13 protein-coding genes are annotated in these 16479 nt (G+C 60.8%); 8 read left to right on the plus strand and 5 right to left on the minus strand.

Annotated features, from left to right (window positions below; genetic code table 11):
• Window positions 1–102 precede the first annotated feature (102 nt).
• The 4 genes from rsmA to BMZ10_RS24850 are packed head-to-tail and all read right to left on the minus strand — an operon-like array spanning window position 103 to window position 6002.
• Window positions 103–909, minus strand: a complete 807-nt coding sequence (rsmA, locus tag BMZ10_RS24835) for a 16S rRNA (adenine(1518)-N(6)/adenine(1519)-N(6))-dimethyltransferase RsmA (RefSeq protein ID WP_093468683.1) — start codon at window positions 907–909, stop codon at window positions 103–105.
• Window positions 906–1895, minus strand: a complete 990-nt coding sequence (gene pdxA, locus BMZ10_RS24840) for a 4-hydroxythreonine-4-phosphate dehydrogenase PdxA (RefSeq protein ID WP_093468686.1) — start codon at window positions 1893–1895, stop codon at window positions 906–908. The genes rsmA and pdxA overlap by 4 nt, the downstream gene beginning before the upstream one ends.
• Window positions 1892–3214, minus strand: coding sequence for a peptidylprolyl isomerase (locus BMZ10_RS24845; protein ID WP_177182218.1), 1323 nt, complete (start codon window positions 3212–3214; stop codon window positions 1892–1894). The genes pdxA and BMZ10_RS24845 overlap by 4 nt, the downstream gene beginning before the upstream one ends.
• On the minus strand, window positions 3195–6002 hold the full coding sequence (locus BMZ10_RS24850) for an LPS-assembly protein LptD (protein ID WP_093468689.1): 2808 nt from the start codon (window positions 6000–6002) through the stop codon (window positions 3195–3197). The genes BMZ10_RS24845 and BMZ10_RS24850 overlap by 20 nt, the downstream gene beginning before the upstream one ends.
• 129 nt (window positions 6003–6131) lie before the next feature.
• Here BMZ10_RS24850 and BMZ10_RS24855 point away from each other — a divergent pair, with 129 nt between their 5' ends.
• Genes BMZ10_RS24855 through BMZ10_RS24865 form a run of 3 tightly spaced genes read left to right on the plus strand, consistent with a single transcriptional unit; the run spans window position 6132 to window position 8660 of the window.
• The gene (locus BMZ10_RS24855) at window positions 6132–7160 is read left to right on the plus strand and encodes an aminoglycoside phosphotransferase family protein (protein WP_093468692.1); all 1029 of its coding nucleotides are present in this window, start codon (window positions 6132–6134) and stop codon (window positions 7158–7160) included.
• Window positions 7161–7205: 45 nt separating this feature from the next.
• On the plus strand, window positions 7206–7889 hold the full coding sequence (murU, locus tag BMZ10_RS24860) for an N-acetylmuramate alpha-1-phosphate uridylyltransferase MurU (protein ID WP_093468695.1): 684 nt from the start codon (window positions 7206–7208) through the stop codon (window positions 7887–7889).
• Window positions 7890–8660, plus strand: coding sequence for a DnaJ domain-containing protein (locus BMZ10_RS24865; RefSeq protein WP_093468698.1), 771 nt, complete (start codon window positions 7890–7892; stop codon window positions 8658–8660).
• Between the two features lie 14 nt (window positions 8661–8674).
• Here the strand turns inward: BMZ10_RS24865 and BMZ10_RS24870 are convergent, their stop codons facing one another.
• Window positions 8675–9655, minus strand: a complete 981-nt coding sequence (locus BMZ10_RS24870) for an alpha/beta hydrolase family protein (RefSeq protein WP_093468701.1) — start codon at window positions 9653–9655, stop codon at window positions 8675–8677.
• A gap of 193 nt (window positions 9656–9848) precedes the next feature.
• Here BMZ10_RS24870 and BMZ10_RS24875 point away from each other — a divergent pair, with 193 nt between their 5' ends.
• The 5 genes from BMZ10_RS24875 to BMZ10_RS24895 all read left to right on the plus strand — a co-directional run bounded on the left by BMZ10_RS24875 (window position 9849) and on the right by BMZ10_RS24895 (window position 16475).
• Window positions 9849–11864, plus strand: a complete 2016-nt coding sequence (locus BMZ10_RS24875; RefSeq protein WP_093468704.1) for a PAS domain-containing sensor histidine kinase — start codon at window positions 9849–9851, stop codon at window positions 11862–11864.
• A complete protein-coding gene (locus tag BMZ10_RS24880; RefSeq protein WP_093468707.1) occupies window positions 11861–12490 on the plus strand; it encodes a response regulator in 630 nt (209 codons plus the stop codon). The genes BMZ10_RS24875 and BMZ10_RS24880 overlap by 4 nt, the downstream gene beginning before the upstream one ends.
• Before the next feature lie 296 nt (window positions 12491–12786).
• On the plus strand, window positions 12787–13911 hold the full coding sequence (locus BMZ10_RS24885; RefSeq protein WP_093468710.1) for an ABC transporter ATP-binding protein: 1125 nt from the start codon (window positions 12787–12789) through the stop codon (window positions 13909–13911).
• 91 nt (window positions 13912–14002) lie between these two features.
• Window positions 14003–15034, plus strand: a complete 1032-nt coding sequence (locus BMZ10_RS24890) for a polyamine ABC transporter substrate-binding protein (protein WP_093468713.1) — start codon at window positions 14003–14005, stop codon at window positions 15032–15034.
• A 193-nt stretch (window positions 15035–15227) separates the two neighbouring features.
• Window positions 15228–16475 (plus strand): ABC transporter permease, encoded by a 1248-nt coding sequence (locus tag BMZ10_RS24895; protein ID WP_093468716.1) that lies wholly within the window; start codon window positions 15228–15230, stop codon window positions 16473–16475.
• The last annotated feature ends 4 nt before the right edge of the window (window positions 16476–16479 follow it).

Raw genomic sequence — 16479 nt, forward strand, 5'->3', positions numbered from 1 at the left:
GCGAAAGCGGAAAAAGCCGGAAGGAGCCCGGTAGACAATCAGTCTAGGACATGTGACGGGTAAAAAACCAATTGGTGCTCTGCCCGTACATGCCCTGCGCGATCAGCCGACGACAGGCTTGTCGGTCAGTTTGTCGGCCAGACGCACGAACGCCGCCAGATCCAGCTGCTCGGGACGCAAGCTGCCATCGACGCCTGCTTCGGCGATTTCTTCACTGGTGAGCAGCGCCTTCAAGGTATTGCGCAAGGTTTTGCGGCGCTGGTTGAACGCTTCGCGGACGAGGCGTTCAAGTACGCGATGATCCTTGGCCGGGTGTGGCAGGGACTCATGGGGCACCAGGCGCACGATCGCCGAGTCGACTTTCGGCGGCGGATTGAACGCCCCGGGCCCGACGTTGAACAGGTGCTCAACGCGGCAATGGTACTGAACCATGATCGACAGGCGACCCCAGTCACCGCCGCCAGGGCCTGCGGCCAGACGCTCGACCACTTCCTTCTGCAGCATGAAATGCATGTCGCGGATCAGGTGAGCATTCTGCAGCAGGTGAAAAATCAGCGGAGTGGAGATGTTGTACGGCAGGTTGCCCACCACCCGCAGACTGTTTGGCGCAGCATTGAGGCTGGTGAAGTCGAACTTCAGTGCGTCGCCCTGATGAAGGTTGAAGTTCGGCTTGGCACTGAACTGCTGCATGAGAATCGGCACCAGGTCTTTGTCCAGCTCAACGACGTCCAGCTGTGCACCGCTGCTCAGCAGGCCTTCGGTCAAGGCGCCCTGGCCCGGGCCGATTTCCAGCATGCGGTCCTCTGCCTTGGCGCGAATGGAGCGCAGGATTTTGTCGATCACGCCGGCATCGTGCAGGAAGTTCTGGCCAAAGCGCTTGCGCGCCTTGTGTTGGTATTGCTCAGTCATGTACGGGTCTCGGCCATCTGATAGGCGGTTTCCAGTGCGACCTTGAGGCTGCCGGTGTCGATCTTGCCGGTGCCTGCCAGATCCAGCGCAGTGCCGTGATCCACAGAGGTGCGGATGATCGGCAGGCCGAGTGTGACATTGACAGCGGCGCCGAAGCCTTTGTACTTCAGCACGGGCAGACCCTGGTCGTGGTACATCGCCAGCACTGCATCGCAGTGCTCCAGATATTTGGGGGTGAAAAGAGTGTCGGCAGGCAGCGGGCCACGCAAGTCAAGGCCTTCGCTGCGCAGACGCTCCAGAGTAGGTTCGATGATGTCGATTTCTTCGCGGCCAAGATGACCGCTTTCGCCCGCGTGGGGATTGAGTCCGCAGACCAGAATACGCGGGCGGGCGATGCCGAACTTGTTGACCAGATCGGCATGCAGAATGCGGGTGACGCGCTCCAGACGTTCCTCGGTGATGGCGTCTGCGATGTCGCGCAAGGGCAGGTGAGTGGTCACCAGTGCCACGCGCAGATCGCCGGTGGCGAGCATCATCACGACTTGTTCGGTCTGGGTAAGCTCGGCGAGAAACTCGGTGTGGCCCGAAAACGCGATGCCGCTTTCGTTGATCACGCCTTTGTGGACAGGCGCAGTGATCATGCCTGCGAAGTGCCCGGCCATGCAGCCATTGCCCGCACGCGTCAGTGTTTCGAGGACGAAGCTGCCGTTGGCTTTGTTCAATTGCCCGGTCATGACGGGAGCCTGCAGCGGGGTGTCCCACACATAGAGGCTGCCCGCAGGCGCGGCGGTGTCAGGCCAGGCGTCCGGCGTGACAGGAATCAGGCTGACAGCCACACCCAGCTGCGCGGCCCGCTCATTGAGCAGGTCGCAACTGGTGATGGCAATCAGGGGGTAAGGCTGGGACTGCGCGGCGAGCAGCAGGCAAAGGTCAGGACCGATGCCGGCAGGCTCGCCGGGTGTCAGGGCGAAACGCTTGGGTTTCACTTGGCAGCCTGGTCGGCGCCAGGCAGCTTGATTTCAACGTAGGCTTCGTCGCGAATCTGACGCAGCCAGGTTTGCAGCTCTTCATCGTACTTACGGTTACGCAACACCGTCATCGCCTGTTGCTCACGCGCCTGATTGGTGCTGTCGGTGGAACGACGGCCCAGGACTTCCAGTACGTGCCAGCCAAACTGAGTCTGGAACGGCTTGGATACCACGCCCTGCGCGGTCTCGTTCATCACGTCACGGAACTCGGGAACCAGCGAACGCGGGTCGACCCAGTTCATGTCGCCACCGTTGAGCGCAGAGCCCGGATCTTCAGAAAAGCTCTTCGCCAGTTCGCCGAAGTCTTCGCCGTTTTGAATGCGATCGTAAATGCGCTGTGCCAGCAACTTAGTTTCGGCCTCGCTGCGGATTTCGCTTGGCTTGATCAGGATGTGACGCACGTGGACTTCATCGCGCATCTGGGTCTGATTTTCGCCGCCGCGTTTCTCCAGCAACTTGAGGATGATGAAACCGCCCGGCGTGCGCGCAGGAGGTGTTACTTCGCCCGGACGCATCGACGACAGCATGTCGCCGAAGGGTGGCGGCAGCTGTGCCGCCTTGCGCCAGCCCATGTCACCGCCGTCCAGCGCGCTTTCGCTTGCCGAGGTGGAAATGGCGAGTTGCTCGAAGTTCGCACCTTGCTGCAGCTTGCCGTACACGTCCTTGGCCTTGACGGCTGCGGCCTGGATTTGATCCGAAGTCGCGCTGTCAGGTGTAGGAATCAGGATGTTCGCCAAGTGGAATTCTTCGGAAAACTGCGCCTTGCCAAGGTCCGACGCGAGAAAGTTCTTCACTTCCTGCTCCGAAACCTGGATGCGCTCGGCAACCCGGCGCTGACGCACCCGGCTGATGATCATTTCCCGGCGAATCTGCTCGCGCGCGCTGTTGTACGACAGACCGTCATGCGCCAGCGCTGCCTTGAACTGCTCGATGCTCATGTTGTTGCGCTGGGCAATGGTGCCTACCGCCTGGTTGAGCTCTTCATCGGTAATGCGAATGCCGGAGCGTTCACCGATCTGAAGCTGCAGGTTTTCAAGGATCAGACGATCCAGTACCTGAGACTCGAGCGCGCTGGCAGGCGGAACGCCCTGGCCGCGCTTGGCGATGGTTTGCTGTACTTCACGGGTGCGCTGGTCGAGCTGGCTTTGCATGACCACGTCGTTGTCGACGATGGCAACTACCTTGTCGATGGAGCGCACTTCAGCGTGCGCTACGGAACCGATGAGTAACGCGCCCAGCATCAGCGGGCGCAGACAATCAGAAAGCTTGCTCTTCACGTTCACGATAACCTTGGATGCCTTTGTCGAGGAAGCCTTCAACTTTTTGGCCAACTACGCCGCCAAGTCCCTTCAACACGATTTGTAGGAAAATGCCGCGGTCGCCTTTTTCGTTCTGCGGTATCTCTTGGGTGGACTCGTCATAGTCGACCCAGTACCGGTTGATCAGACGCAGCTTCCAGCAGCAGTTGTCATATTCAAAACCACCAAAGGCTTCGAGGGTACGGTTGCGGTTGTAGTCATACTGCCAGCGACCGATTGCGCTCCACTGCGGCACGACAGGCCAGATGACCGAGAAGTCGTGCTGCTCGATCTTGTAGTAGTCCTTGATGTAGCCAGGAGTACCCGGTGTGCCGTAATCGCCGCCGCCCACTTGCCAGCGACCGGTGCTCTGGTCGTAACGGACCAGGTCGTTGCGGTAGCGGTAACCGGCGTTGATGATTTTGCCGGGGTTGTCTTCAGGCTGGTAGTGAACCATCGCGCTGCCGGAACGGGTGCTGTGGCTGTCCGGATCCCAGTTGAAATCCGAGGTTGCACGCCAGTCGCGGTTGAAGCGGTATTCGTATTCCAGCGCGTACGGCGACACATCGGCCTGCGCGTCGTTGCGATCCTGGTAAGCGATGCCCGGCATCTGAACCTTGCGGTCCTTGAAGTACAGGGCCTGGCCCACGCTGATGCGCTGGCGCTCGAAACCATTGTCTTCGATCCAGCGGTTGGTCAGACCCAGCGAGAGTTTGTTCTCGTCGCCGATACGGTCCGAGCCCCTGAAGCGGTTGTCGCGGAACAGAGAGCTGTAGTTGAAGGTGGTCTCGGCAGTGTCGAATACCGGGATGTCCTTCTGATCCTTGTAAGGCACATACAGATAGAACAGGCGCGGTTCGAGGGTCTGGCGGTAGTCTTTGCCGAACCACTGTGTATTGCGGTCGAAGTACAGGCCGCTGTCGACGCTGAAGATCGGCACGCTGCGATTGACGTTGCTGTCGTAGCTCTCGCCCAGAACCGAGGCGTTGTTACGGTTGGTCAGCAGGTCCTGTTTGCCCTGGCTGTCCAGGTCCAGATCATACTGGGTGTAGACGTATTTCAGCTTGGGCGTCAGGAAGCCGTACGAGGACGTCAGCGGCAGGCTGATGGACGGCGCCAGATTCAGACGGTCGCCATTGGCGCGCGCCAGACCTGCAACGTTGTTATCCAGACGTGGCTCGACGTTGCCGTCTTCATCGCTGAAGTTGCCGTCGTGCAGATCACGATCGAAGCGGACCAGCTCGGTGCTGTAGTCGAACTTCAGACCTTCGGGACGGAACGGCAGGGTGCCGTCCAGTTTCAGCTGCGGCAGTCGGCCGTAAGGCGTGATGCGTGAAACGCTGGTCAGCTGGTACTGCTGGACGTTCAGGCGACCGGTGTAGCCCTCGCCACGATAGGTCAGCATGCCCTGCTGGTTCAGATAATCGTTGGTGTTGACGCCTTCCTGTCCGCTTTTCAGGTCGTTGAAGTAGTAAGGGTCGCTGACCTTGGTGTAATCGACGGTCGCCAGCAGACGATCATCCAGACCGCTTCGGTTCTGCCAGTTGATCATCCAGCGGGTGTCCTTGTAATCGGTCTCCTGCTTGCGATCATCGTTATCGTCGTTCAGGTACGCAGCACCGAACTGACCTTCGCTGCTTTTGGTCAGGTAGCGGAACTCACCTTCGAGCAACAGACCCCGTTTGGCCATGTACGTCGGGTACAACGTGGCGTCGTAGTTCGGCGCCAGGTTGAAGTAGTAAGGCGTGAGCAACGAGAAGCCAGTGTCGCTGCTGGCACCGATGGTCGGTGGCAGGAAGCCGGACTGACGACGGTCGTCGATCGGGAAATAGATGTACGGCGTATAGAGGATCGGGATGTCCTTCACACGCAGCGTGGCGTTGGTCGCCGTACCGAAGCCGGTGGCCGGGTTCAGGGTGATGTTGTTGCCCTTCACCGTCCAGGCGTTGCTGTTCGGTTCGCACGTGGTGTACGTACCGTCCTTGAGGCGGATGATCGCGTTTTCTGCACGGCGGGCGTACAGCGCGTTACCACGCACGTTGGATTTGTGGAGCACGTATTCGGCGTTGTCGACTTTCGCCTCGCCTGTGTCCAGCTGCACTTCGGCATGGTCACCCACGATCAGGGCGCCGTTGTCGCGCAGACGGACATCGCCGTTCAGCTCACCACGGTTTTCTGCCTGATGCAGGCTGGCCTCGTCGGCCTGAACCTGCATGCTGCCCTGGCGCATGACGACGTCACCGGCCAGGGTCGCGATCTGTTCATCCTGCTGATAACGCGAAGCCTTGGCGCCGATGAAGGTCGGCGCGTCGCTTTTCGGCGTCTTGTCGTCCATGCCCGGGCGAATCGGCTCGATGTAGGCACCGGAGCAGTAGGGGCCAGTCTCTGCCAGTTGAGCGGCGGTCAGCTTCTCGCGGGGAACCCAGTCGAGATGGCTGTAGTCTTCGCTACGCGATTTCAGGCCACGGCCCTTGGCCTCGGTGACCAGCATCGTTTTGGGCACGACTTCACCGCTTGCGGTGGTGATTGTCGATTCGGTCGCCGTGCTGCTGTTGGACGACACGCTGTTGGCGTCGTGCACAGGGCGCGGAGGCAACTGGGCTGCAGTGGTTTTCGGAGAGCAATCCCAGGAACCTGTTGCCGACACCGAACAGTCATACTGTTCAGCTGCAACCACGTACTGGGTGGCCAGAGGTTGCATCGCCAGCAAACTGCCGGTTACGAGCAACGGAAATTTTTTACGAAACGCGGGGGATTTCAATGCCATCTTATTAGTCCGGGCTTCCTGCGCGCCATCTGCCCGCGGGGGGGCCGCACGCCTCTCGATGGGCTGAAAAAGATGTCGGATAATAAAGCATGACCCGCTTGACGGCTAGCGCCGTCGGAGACCCTTGCAATGCCAGATCAAGATGTACGCCTGCAACACCTGAAAGTTTGGCTCGATGAGCAGTTGCCGAAGTTGTTCGCGGCTCAAGGCTGGGGCGCAATACCCCCGGCCACGTTGACTGCGGCCAGCAGTGACGCCAGTTTTCGCCGTTATTTTCGCTGGGAGGGAGAGGGCCGCACTTTTATCGTGATGGATGCGCCGCCCCCTCAGGAAAACTGCAAACCCTTCGTCGATATCGCCCATTTGTTGAGCGAGTCGGGAATTAATGTTCCGAAAATTTATGCCGAAGACCTCAATCAAGGCTTTCTTCTGCTGAACGATCTGGGTCGCAAAACCTATCTCGACGTCATAGACGAGCAAAATGCCGATCAGCTTTTCGCCGATGCGATCGAGGCGTTGCTGGCGTATCAGCAATTGCCGATGGACGCGCCGCTGCCCAGCTATGATGTGGCGCTGCTGCGTCGCGAGCTGGAGCTGTTCCCGGAGTGGTACGTGAAGCGCCATCTGGGCATCGAGTTCGATCAGGCGCAGCAGGCGAGCTGGCAACGGGTCAGCGATCTGTTGATCGAGAGTGCGCTGGCGCAGCCGAAAGTGCTGGTGCATCGCGACTATATGCCGCGCAACCTGATGCTCAGTGAGCCAAACCCTGGCGTGCTGGATTTTCAGGACGCGGTGTACGGGCCGATCACTTACGACATCACCTGCCTGTTCAAGGATGCCTTCCTGAGCTGGCCTGAGGCGCGGGTGGCAGGCTGGCTGAAGCAGTATTGGGAAAAGGCGTCGGCGCTGGGCATTGCGGTGCAGGATGATTTCAATGAGTTTTGCCGCGCCAGTGATCTGATGGGCGTGCAGCGCCACCTCAAGGTCATCGGGATTTTCGCGCGCATCTGTCATCGCGATGGCAAGCCGCGCTATGTCGCCGATGTGCCGCGCTTCTTCTCTTATATAGAAGCGGTTCTGGCGCGCCGCCCCGAACTGATCGAATTGAGCAACTTGCTGACGAGTCTGAGTCAGCCAAAACAAGACGCCACATCATGAAGGTAGCGCCGTGACAAAGGTCAGGACTGTTTGGAAGAGGGACGCATGAAAGCGATGATTCTGGCGGCAGGCAAGGGCGAACGCCTGCGCCCGCTGACGTTGCACACGCCCAAGCCGTTGGTGCGAGCCGGCGGCGTCCCGCTGATCGAGTATCACCTGCGTGCCCTGAAAATGGCCGGCTTTCGTGAGGTGGTCATCAACCACGCCTGGCTGGGGCAGCAGATCGAGGATTATCTGGGCGACGGCCAGCGCCTGGGGCTGAACATCCAGTATTCGCCCGAAGGTGAACCTCTTGAAACCGGGGGCGGTATATTCCGCGCGCTGCCACGGCTGGACGACGAGCCTTTTCTGGTGGTTAACGGCGACATCTGGACGGACTGCGATTTCACGGCGTTGAATGCTTCACTCAACGGCGCGCCGATCAAAGGGCTGGCGCATCTGGTGCTGGTGGACAACCCGCTGCATCACCCCGACGGCGACTTCGCGCTGGTGGGCGGCGAGGTGCGTGACGACGCCACGCTGCCGCGTCTGACCTACAGCGGCATCGCGGTGTTGCATCCTCGGCTGTTCGCAGGCTGCGCGCACGGGGCCTTCAAACTGGCGCCGCTGCTGCGCGAGGCGATGGCCAACGGGCAGGTGACCGGCGAGCATTTCACCGGTCGCTGGGTGGATGTCGGCACTCACGAACGGCTGGCGGAAGTCGAACAGATCCTTGCGGTGCAACCCTAGATGCTCTGGCCATTTACAGTGATCGGCGGTGGCGCCGGGTACGCGATTGCAAGCATTCCCGGCGCAATGCTGGGGGCGCTGCTGGGGCAGGCGCTGGATCGACGCCTGCATTTTCAGAGTTGGGCCGAATTGCGTGAGCGTGTCAGCGGCCGCGCCGTGCCGCGGGACGATGAGCTGATCTTCATTCTGCTGGGGCGCCTGGCCAAGAGTGACGGGCGGGTCGTCGATGGGCACATTCAACAGGCCCGCGTGGAAATGCGTCGGCTGGATCTGAGCGAACCGGCCAAGCGCCGCGCGATCCAGGCGTTCAATCGCGGCAAGGACGGTCGTGACAACCTGCGCGTTCACCTGACGCGGCTCAAGACCCAGCCTCATGCCGCCGAAGGGCTGCTGCGCGCTTGCTGGCGTATGGCTTGGGCCGATGGCAAGGCCTCGCGCGCTGAGCGTGAATTGATTGTGCAGTGGGGCAAATGGCTCGGTTGGACGGCCGAGAAGGTTCAGGCATTGTCGTCCACCGAAGACGAGCAGAGAGAACGCGCACCCGCCAGCAGCGGCGGCGAGTATCAGGAAGCGTTGCGCCTGTTGGGCGTCAAGGCCGACGCTGAACCGGCGCAGATCAAGCGTGCCTACCGCCGACTGTTAAGCCGGCACCATCCTGACAAAGTGGCGGGTACCGGCGCCAGCCAGATGCAAGTGCGCGACGCTACAGAAAGGACCCGCGAGCTGCACAATGCCTATGCAGTGATCAAAGACCGGCGCGGGTTCCGCTAAGGTGCCGACGCTGCCTACTGGCCATCAAGCCAGCCGCGGACCCGTCGGAACAGTTGATCCTGCTCCATCGCCGAGTTGCCTGGAATTGCATTGAGCGTCACTTGGACGAACCGCGCGTTCTTCACGCGCTTGCTGGCATCCAGGCGATCCTGCGCTTGTTGGCGCGGGATCGGACGGTCTTTATTGACGAAGTCCGCCGTGGCGACTTTCAGCGTCGGCAGCACGTCCAGCAATGCGGGTGTGTCCTTGCCAGTGTCCACTGCGGTGACCATGACCAGGCGCTGCACGGCCGGCGAAGGACGTTCGCTCATGTAGCGTGCGGCCCAGTAGGCGCCTGTGCCGTGACCCAGCAGGACGATGGAGCGGGACTTGTTTTGCTGGGCGAACGCCACTGCGCTGTCGATACGCGCGAATATCTTCTCAGCGTTTGCCTTGGCCGCTTCTGCCTGCGCAGCGGCCTGTTCGGCTGCGGCCGCTGCGTCGGCTTCAGCGGCGGCTGCGGGGTCGGGCGCCTTCGTTGCGTCTTTGGCTTTGTCCTTATCGGCGGCGGCCTCACCGGCAGGCGGTGCGTCAGGGCTGCGGGCGAAAACACCGTCGTTGAACGCATCCGGCATGCTCAGGCTGAGGCTTGACCATCCCGTGTCTGGCAGCTTGCGGCGTAACGGTCCTACTGCATTCGGCCAGTCGGCTGACTCATCGGCGCCGGGCACGATCACCACCGCACCTTTGGGGTCATCGGTGTTGGCCGGTTTCCAGAGTGCCAGAAACGACTCTTCACCTGCCTGTAACTGCTGCTGTTCAGCCTGCGGCACGCGACGCTCGAGCGCCAGCGTGTCTTCCTGACTGCGCGAAGGCAGGGCCGCACGCTCGACAGGCGTCTCTGCCGGTTTGGCGTCTTTCTCCGGGGCCGGGTCGGCCGCCATCGCTAAAGGCGAGCAAGGTAGTATCAGCGTCAGACAAAGCGCGGGAAACATTGCGCGAATGGTGTAGGACATCGAATATTCCAAAGGCCGGAAACAATTCCGGCAGACTAATGGGTTGACGGCTGTTTGTCAGGCCGCCATACGACCTCGTCTTCGAGCGCCACGCTCACAGCATGACCGGCAAGGGATTCAGTGAAATGGGGACAACAGTTTGAGCATCCGCAGCCCGCGCCTCCTGGTTATCGGCTGTGGCAGGGTGCTCTTGATGGCAATGATGCTGATCGCCGCGCCTGCCTGGGTTCAAGCCGATGACGCCGCCACGCCGGTCGATCCGCTGACAGCTGCCCAGCGGGACTGGCTGCTCAAGCGCGGGCAATTGCGCGTCGGACTGGTGTTGCAAGCGCCGTATGCCCAGCTCGATCGCCGGGCGCAGCAGTTGTCCGGCGCGAACGTTGATCTGGTCAACCTGATGGCCAGGACGCTGCAGGTCGATCTGTTGTGGCGCAATTACGCCGATCAGGCCGAGCTCGAAAAAGCCTTCGCCGAGGGTCAGGTCGACTTCGCGCCCGGGCTGACGCAGACCCCGACGGGGCTGCGCATGTGGCTCTACTCCGATCCCTACATGCGCGTGCCGCAGTTGGTGGTGGGTGAGCGTGACGGCTCGGGCGTGGTGGATCTCGAGAAGCTGGACAGCCAAGTGCGGATTGCCGTGCGCATGCCCAGCGTGACCGCCGATTATTTGCGCGCCAACTACAGCCATCTCAATCTGCAGGGCGTGCCGCTGGAGCGGCAGGCGTTGCAATTACTCCTCACCCAGCAGGCACGCTACGCGGTCATCGATGAGGCGCAGTTGGGTCGACTGTCGCGCGAGACCGAGTTCGCCGGGCTGGCAGTGGTCGGCGATATCGGGTTCCCGCAGCTGTTGCGCGTGGCCTCCCGGCGCGACACGCCGGAGCTCGCCGACATCATCAGCCAGGCGCTGAACGCCATTGCGCCCAAGGACCTTGAGCAATTGCATGCCCAATGGTTGCAGCCCAAATACCCGCGCGTGAGCGAGTCACCGGGGCTGTGGCAGAACATCGCGCTGCTGTTCCTGGTGCTGTTTCTGGCCTGCGCAGCGATCGTGTTCTGGCAGCGCCGTCAGCAACAGGTACTTGAAGGCGACCTTCTCGCTGCTCGCGAAGACATCACCCGGCGCCGCGCAGGCGAGGAAGCCCTGAGGCTGGCGCAGTTTTCGATCGACCAGAGTACGGTCGGCATTCTCTGGGTCAATTGGGACAGCCACGTGCGGTACGCGAATCAGGCCGCTGAAAACATGCTGGGTTACGCGCCGGGCGGTGTGGTCGACAGACCCCTGATCGATTTCGAGCCCGGTCTGAATATGGATCGCTGGCTCAACCTGTGGAAGAACGCCCGATCCAGCGAAGAAGGGCCGCAGAATTTCGAAAGCAATTGCCTGCGTGCCGACGGTAGCGTGTTGCCTGCCGATGTCTCTCTGAGTTTTTTGCGCTTTCGTGAAGCCGAGTATCTGGTGGTGTTTATCACCGACGTCACCGAGCGGCGCCGTTCATTGGCCGCGCTGCAAGAGAGTGAGGCCCGGCTGCAGGTGCTGGCCGAGCAACTGCGGGAATTATCGGCTCACCTTGAGACCGTGCGTGAAGAGGAAAAGGCGCGCATTGCCAGGGAAGTCCACGACGAGCTGGGTCAGATGCTGACGGTGCTCAAGCTGGAAACGTCCATGTGCGAGCTGGCCTACGCCGATCTCGATCCTGGCCTGCGTGAACGGTTGAACAGCATGAAGCGCCTGATCGCCCAATTGTTTCAGCTGGTCCGAGACGTCGCGACTGCGCTGCGCCCGCCGATTCTCGACGCCGGCATCGCCTCGGCCATTGAATGGCAGGCCAGACGCTTCGAGGCGCGCACCCAGATTCCCTGTCTGGTGGAGGTGCCGGACAATCTGCCGGTGCTGCCGGATTCGACGGCGATCGGGTTGTTTCGCATCCTTCAAGAGTCGCTCACCAACGTCATGCGCCATGCCCAGGCGCACACCGTCGAGCTGACGCTGAGCCTGAGCGACGGCGTGCTGTGCATGACGGTCGCCGACGACGGCAAAGGCTTCGATCAGGCCGCCGACCGACCTGCCTCGTTCGGCCTGGTGGGAATGCGGGAGCGGGTTTTGATCATGGGCGGACGGTTGCATCTGGACAGCACGCTGGGAGAAGGCACAACCTTGCGTATCCAGATTCCGCTCGAACAGGTTCCGCAGGAGCAAGTGCAGTGATCCGCGTATTGGTCGCCGAAGACCACACCATCGTCCGCGAGGGCATCAAGCAACTGATCGGTCTGGCCAAAGACCTGCAAGTGGCAGGCGAGGCCAGTAATGGCGAACAGTTGCTGGAAGCCTTGCGCCACATCGAGTGCGAAGTCGTGCTGCTCGATATTTCCATGCCCGGCGTGAACGGGCTGGAAGCCATTCCACGCATCCGCGCAATGAACAATCCGCCCGCGATCCTCGTGTTGTCGATGCACGATGAAGCCCAGATGGCGGCGCGTGCGTTGAAAGTCGGGGCCGCGGGTTATGCCACCAAAGACAGCGACCCTGCGTTGCTGCTGACGGCCATTCGGCGGGTGGCCGCCGGCGGTCGCTATATCGACCCTGATCTTGCCGACCGCATGGTGTTCGAAGTCGGGCTCACCGACAGCCGACCGCTGCACTCGCTGTTGTCCGAGCGCGAATTCTCGGTGTTCGAGCGTCTGGCGCAAGGCGCCAACGTCAACGACATCGCTCAACAATTGGCGTTGAGCAGCAAGACCATCAGCACGCACAAAGCGCGGTTGATGCAAAAGCTCAACATCACCTCCCTTGCCGAGCTGGTGAAGTATGCGATGGAGCACAAGCTGGTCTGACTTTCGGCCATGCCTAAAACCGACCCTTTTGCAGATCCTGCTAAATAGCCATCGCGAGCAAGCTCACTCCTACGGTTGACCGCGATCCCCTTGTAGGAGTGAGCTTGCTCGCGAATGCGTCGCCACAGGCGATAAATTCCTTCGAAACCGCATACCTATCCCCGCCATCCGTGTAGGGCAATCCCTACCCCAAACCTTCCATCGCACTTAGGCCAATCTCTCCTACGCCCCGATTTGCGGGGGCTGCGGCCTCATCTAGGCTTGTTGCCACGGTTGATTAAACAAAGGTGTGGGTAATGAGCAACGTCGATTCAAGCGCTGGGGCAAATGATGTTCTGGTCAGCTTTCGTGGTGTGCAAAAGAGCTACGACGGCGAAGCCCTGATCGTCAAAGACCTCAACCTGGATATTCGCAAGGGCGAGTTCCTCACTTTGCTCGGCCCGTCGGGCTCCGGAAAAACCACCAGCCTGATGATGCTCGCCGGTTTCGAGACGCCGACTGCCGGCGAGATCCTGCTGGGCGGTCGTTCGATCAACAACGTGCCGCCGCACAAGCGCGACATCGGCATGGTGTTTCAGAACTACGCCTTGTTTCCGCACATGACCGTGGCCGAAAACCTCGCGTTTCCGCTGTCGGTGCGGGGCATGAGCAAGACGGACGTTGCCGAAAAGGTCAAACGCGCCCTGGACATGGTTCAACTCGGCACCTTCGCGCATCGTTACCCGGCGCAGTTGTCCGGTGGCCAGCAGCAGCGCGTGGCACTGGCGCGTGCGCTGGTGTTCGAACCGCAACTGGTGCTGATGGACGAGCCTCTTGGCGCGCTGGATAAGCAACTGCGCGAACACATGCAGATGGAAATCAAGCACTTGCATCAGCGTCTGGGCGTGACGGTGGTCTACGTGACCCACGATCAGGGCGAAGCGCTGACCATGTCCGATCGCGTTGCCGTCTTCCATCAAGGCGAAATCCAGCAGATCGCGCCACCTCGCGCGCTGTATGAAGAACCGAAGAACACGTTCGTCGCCAACTTCATCGGTGAAAACAACCGCATCAACGGCACATTGCTCAGCCAGACGGGGGACCGCTGCGTGGTCGGCCTGGCGCGTGGCGAAAAGGTCGAAGCGCTTGCCGTCAACGTGGGCGCAACCGGCAGCGCCGTCACCCTGTCGATTCGCCCGGAGCGCGTGAACCTCAACGGCCGCAGCGAGAGTTGCGTCAACCGCTTCTCGGGCCGTGTGGCCGAGTTCATTTATCTGGGCGACCACGTGCGCGTGCGCCTGGAAGTGGCCGGCAAGACCGATTTCTTCGTCAAACAGCCCATCGCCGAACTGGACCCGGCGTTGAGCGTTGGCGACGTTGTGCCCATTGGATGGCAGGTCGAGCACGCGCGCGCGCTGGACCCTTTGCAGGAAGCGCATTGATTCATCCGCTGTAGTCGCAAACAGAAGCACCCAGAGGCGAACTCATCGCCCCCCATTGCTTAACCAACATTGTTCGTGGAGAGAAAAACAAATGCTCAAGACATTGAAGCTCACCGCTTTATCGGTCGGCATGATGTGTGCGGCGCAAGCCATGGCCGCCGATCTGACTGTGATTTCCTTCGGCGGTGCGAACAAGGCTGCTCAGGAGAAGGCCTTCTACGCACCCTGGGAAAAGGCAGGCAACGGCAAGATCATTGCCGGCGAATACAACGGTGAGATGGCCAAGGTCAAAGCCATGGTCGACACCAAGAGTGTGACCTATGACCTGGTGGAGGTCGAATCCCCTGAACTGGCTCGCGGTTGCGACGAGGACATGTTCGAAGTGATCGACCCGGCCATTCTGGGCAAAAAAGAAGACTACGTGCCGGGCGCGATCCAGACCTGCGGCGTGGGCTTCTTCGTGTGGTCGACCGTGCTGGCCTACAACGCCGACAAGCTGAAAACCGCACCGACCAGCTGGGTCGATTTCTGGGACACCAAGAAATTCCCAGGCAAGCGTGGCCTGCGCAAGGGCGCCAAGTACACCCTGGAATTCGCGCTGATGGCTGACGGCGTTGCGCCAAAAGACGTCTACAAAGTGCTGGCCAGCAAAGACGGTCAGGAGCGCGCGTTCAAGAAACTCGATGAGCTCAAGCCGAACATCCAGTGGTGGGAAGCCGGTGCCCAGCCGCCGCAATTCCTGCAGTCGGGTGACGTTGTGATGAGCTCGGCCTACAACGGCCGTATCGCTGCGGTGCAGAAAGAAAGCAACCTGAAAATCGTCTGGACCGGCGGCGTCTACGACTTCGACTCCTGGGCCATTCCGAAGGGCGCGAAAAACATCGAAGAAGCCAAGAAGTTCCTGGCGTACACCCTCAAGCCTGAACAGCAGAAGACGTACTCCGAGAACATCGCTTACGGTCCGGCCAACTCTCAGGCAGTCAGCCTGCTGACCGCCGACAACCAGAAAAACATGCCTACCACCCCTGAGAACATCAAGGATCAGGTGCAATTGAGCGTGAGCTTCTGGACCGACAATGGCGAAAACCTGGAGCAGCGATTCAACTCCTGGGCTGCCAAGTAATAGAACAAGCCGTAGCCGTCCGGCCGGGCGGCTACGACTTGCCGGCGACAGCGATCATGAGGTCCCTGTCGCCGGCAAGCGGAGCGCCGCCCGGCCGGACTGCTACGGACGGTCAGCGTTTGAGTGATGTTTGTTGTAGGTCAGATACGGTCGCCCTTGTGTCGACCATCGTTGAAAGATTTCGGAGTTCGCTATGGCCACCGCCGTGCCCCTGACTGAAGGCGCCAGCCCGACCTTGAAGCAACGCCTGGCCCGTGCCGAGCGCGTCAACCGCTGGAAGGCTCAGGCATTGATAGCGCCATTGGCGATTTTCCTGCTGCTCGTGTTTCTTGTGCCGATTGCGGCGCTGCTCTACAAAAGCGTGAGCAACCCTGAAGTGGTCGGCGGCATGCCGCTCACGGTTGTCGAAGTCGAAAAGTGGGACGGCAAGGGCCTGCCATCGGAAGCGGTGTACAAGGCTGCCAGCCAGGACCTGGCCGATGCCCGCAAGAATCAGACCTTGGGTGACCTGTCCAAGCGCCTGAACCAGGAGCTGGCCGGTTATCGCAGTCTGCTGGCGAAAACCGCCCGCGCGCTGCCCTTCAAGGAAGAGCCTGCTTCCTACAAAGAGGCGCTGGAAGCCATCGATGAACGTTGGGGCGACCCCGCGTACTGGCAGGCCGTACGTCGCAATACCTCGAGCTTCACCCCCTATTACTTGCTGGCCGCTGTCGACCATCGCATCGATGACCTCGGTGAAGTGGCGCCCGCGACCCCGGATCAGGCCATCTACATCGACGTCTTCGCCCGCACCTTCTGGATGGGCCTGGTCATCACCGTGATCTGCCTGTTCCTCGCGTATCCACTGGCCTATCTGCTGGCCAACCTGCCTGCACGGCAAAGCAACCTGCTGATGATTCTGGTGCTGCTGCCGTTCTGGACGTCGATTCTGGTCCGTGTCGCGGCCTGGATCGTCTTGTTGCAATCCAGCGGGCTTATCAACGGCGCGCTCATGGCGATGGGCATCATCGATAAGCCGCTCGAACTGGTGTTCAACCGGGTCGGTGTCTACATCTCGATGGTGCACATCATGCTGCCGTTCATGATCCTGCCGATCTACAGCGTCATGAAGGGCATTTCGCCCACGTACATGCGGGCCGCGATTTCGCTCGGTTGCAACCCGTTTGCAAGCTTCTGGCGCGTGTACTTCCCGCAGACCTACGCCGGTGTGGGTGCGGGATGCCTGCTGGTGTTCATTCTTTCGATTGGCTACTACATCACGCCGGCGCTGCTGGGCAGCCCGAACGATCAGATGGTCAGCTACTTCGTCGCGTTCTACACCAACACCAGCATCAACTGGGGCATGGCGACTGCGCTGGGCGGCTTGCTGCTGCTGGCAACCGTGGTGCTGTACCTGATCTATAGCTGGCTGGTCGGCGCCAGCCGCCTGCGTCTGAGCTGAGGAG

Source organism: Pseudomonas sp. NFR16, from assembly GCF_900108875.1.
Lineage (GTDB): Bacteria > Pseudomonadota > Gammaproteobacteria > Pseudomonadales > Pseudomonadaceae > Aquipseudomonas.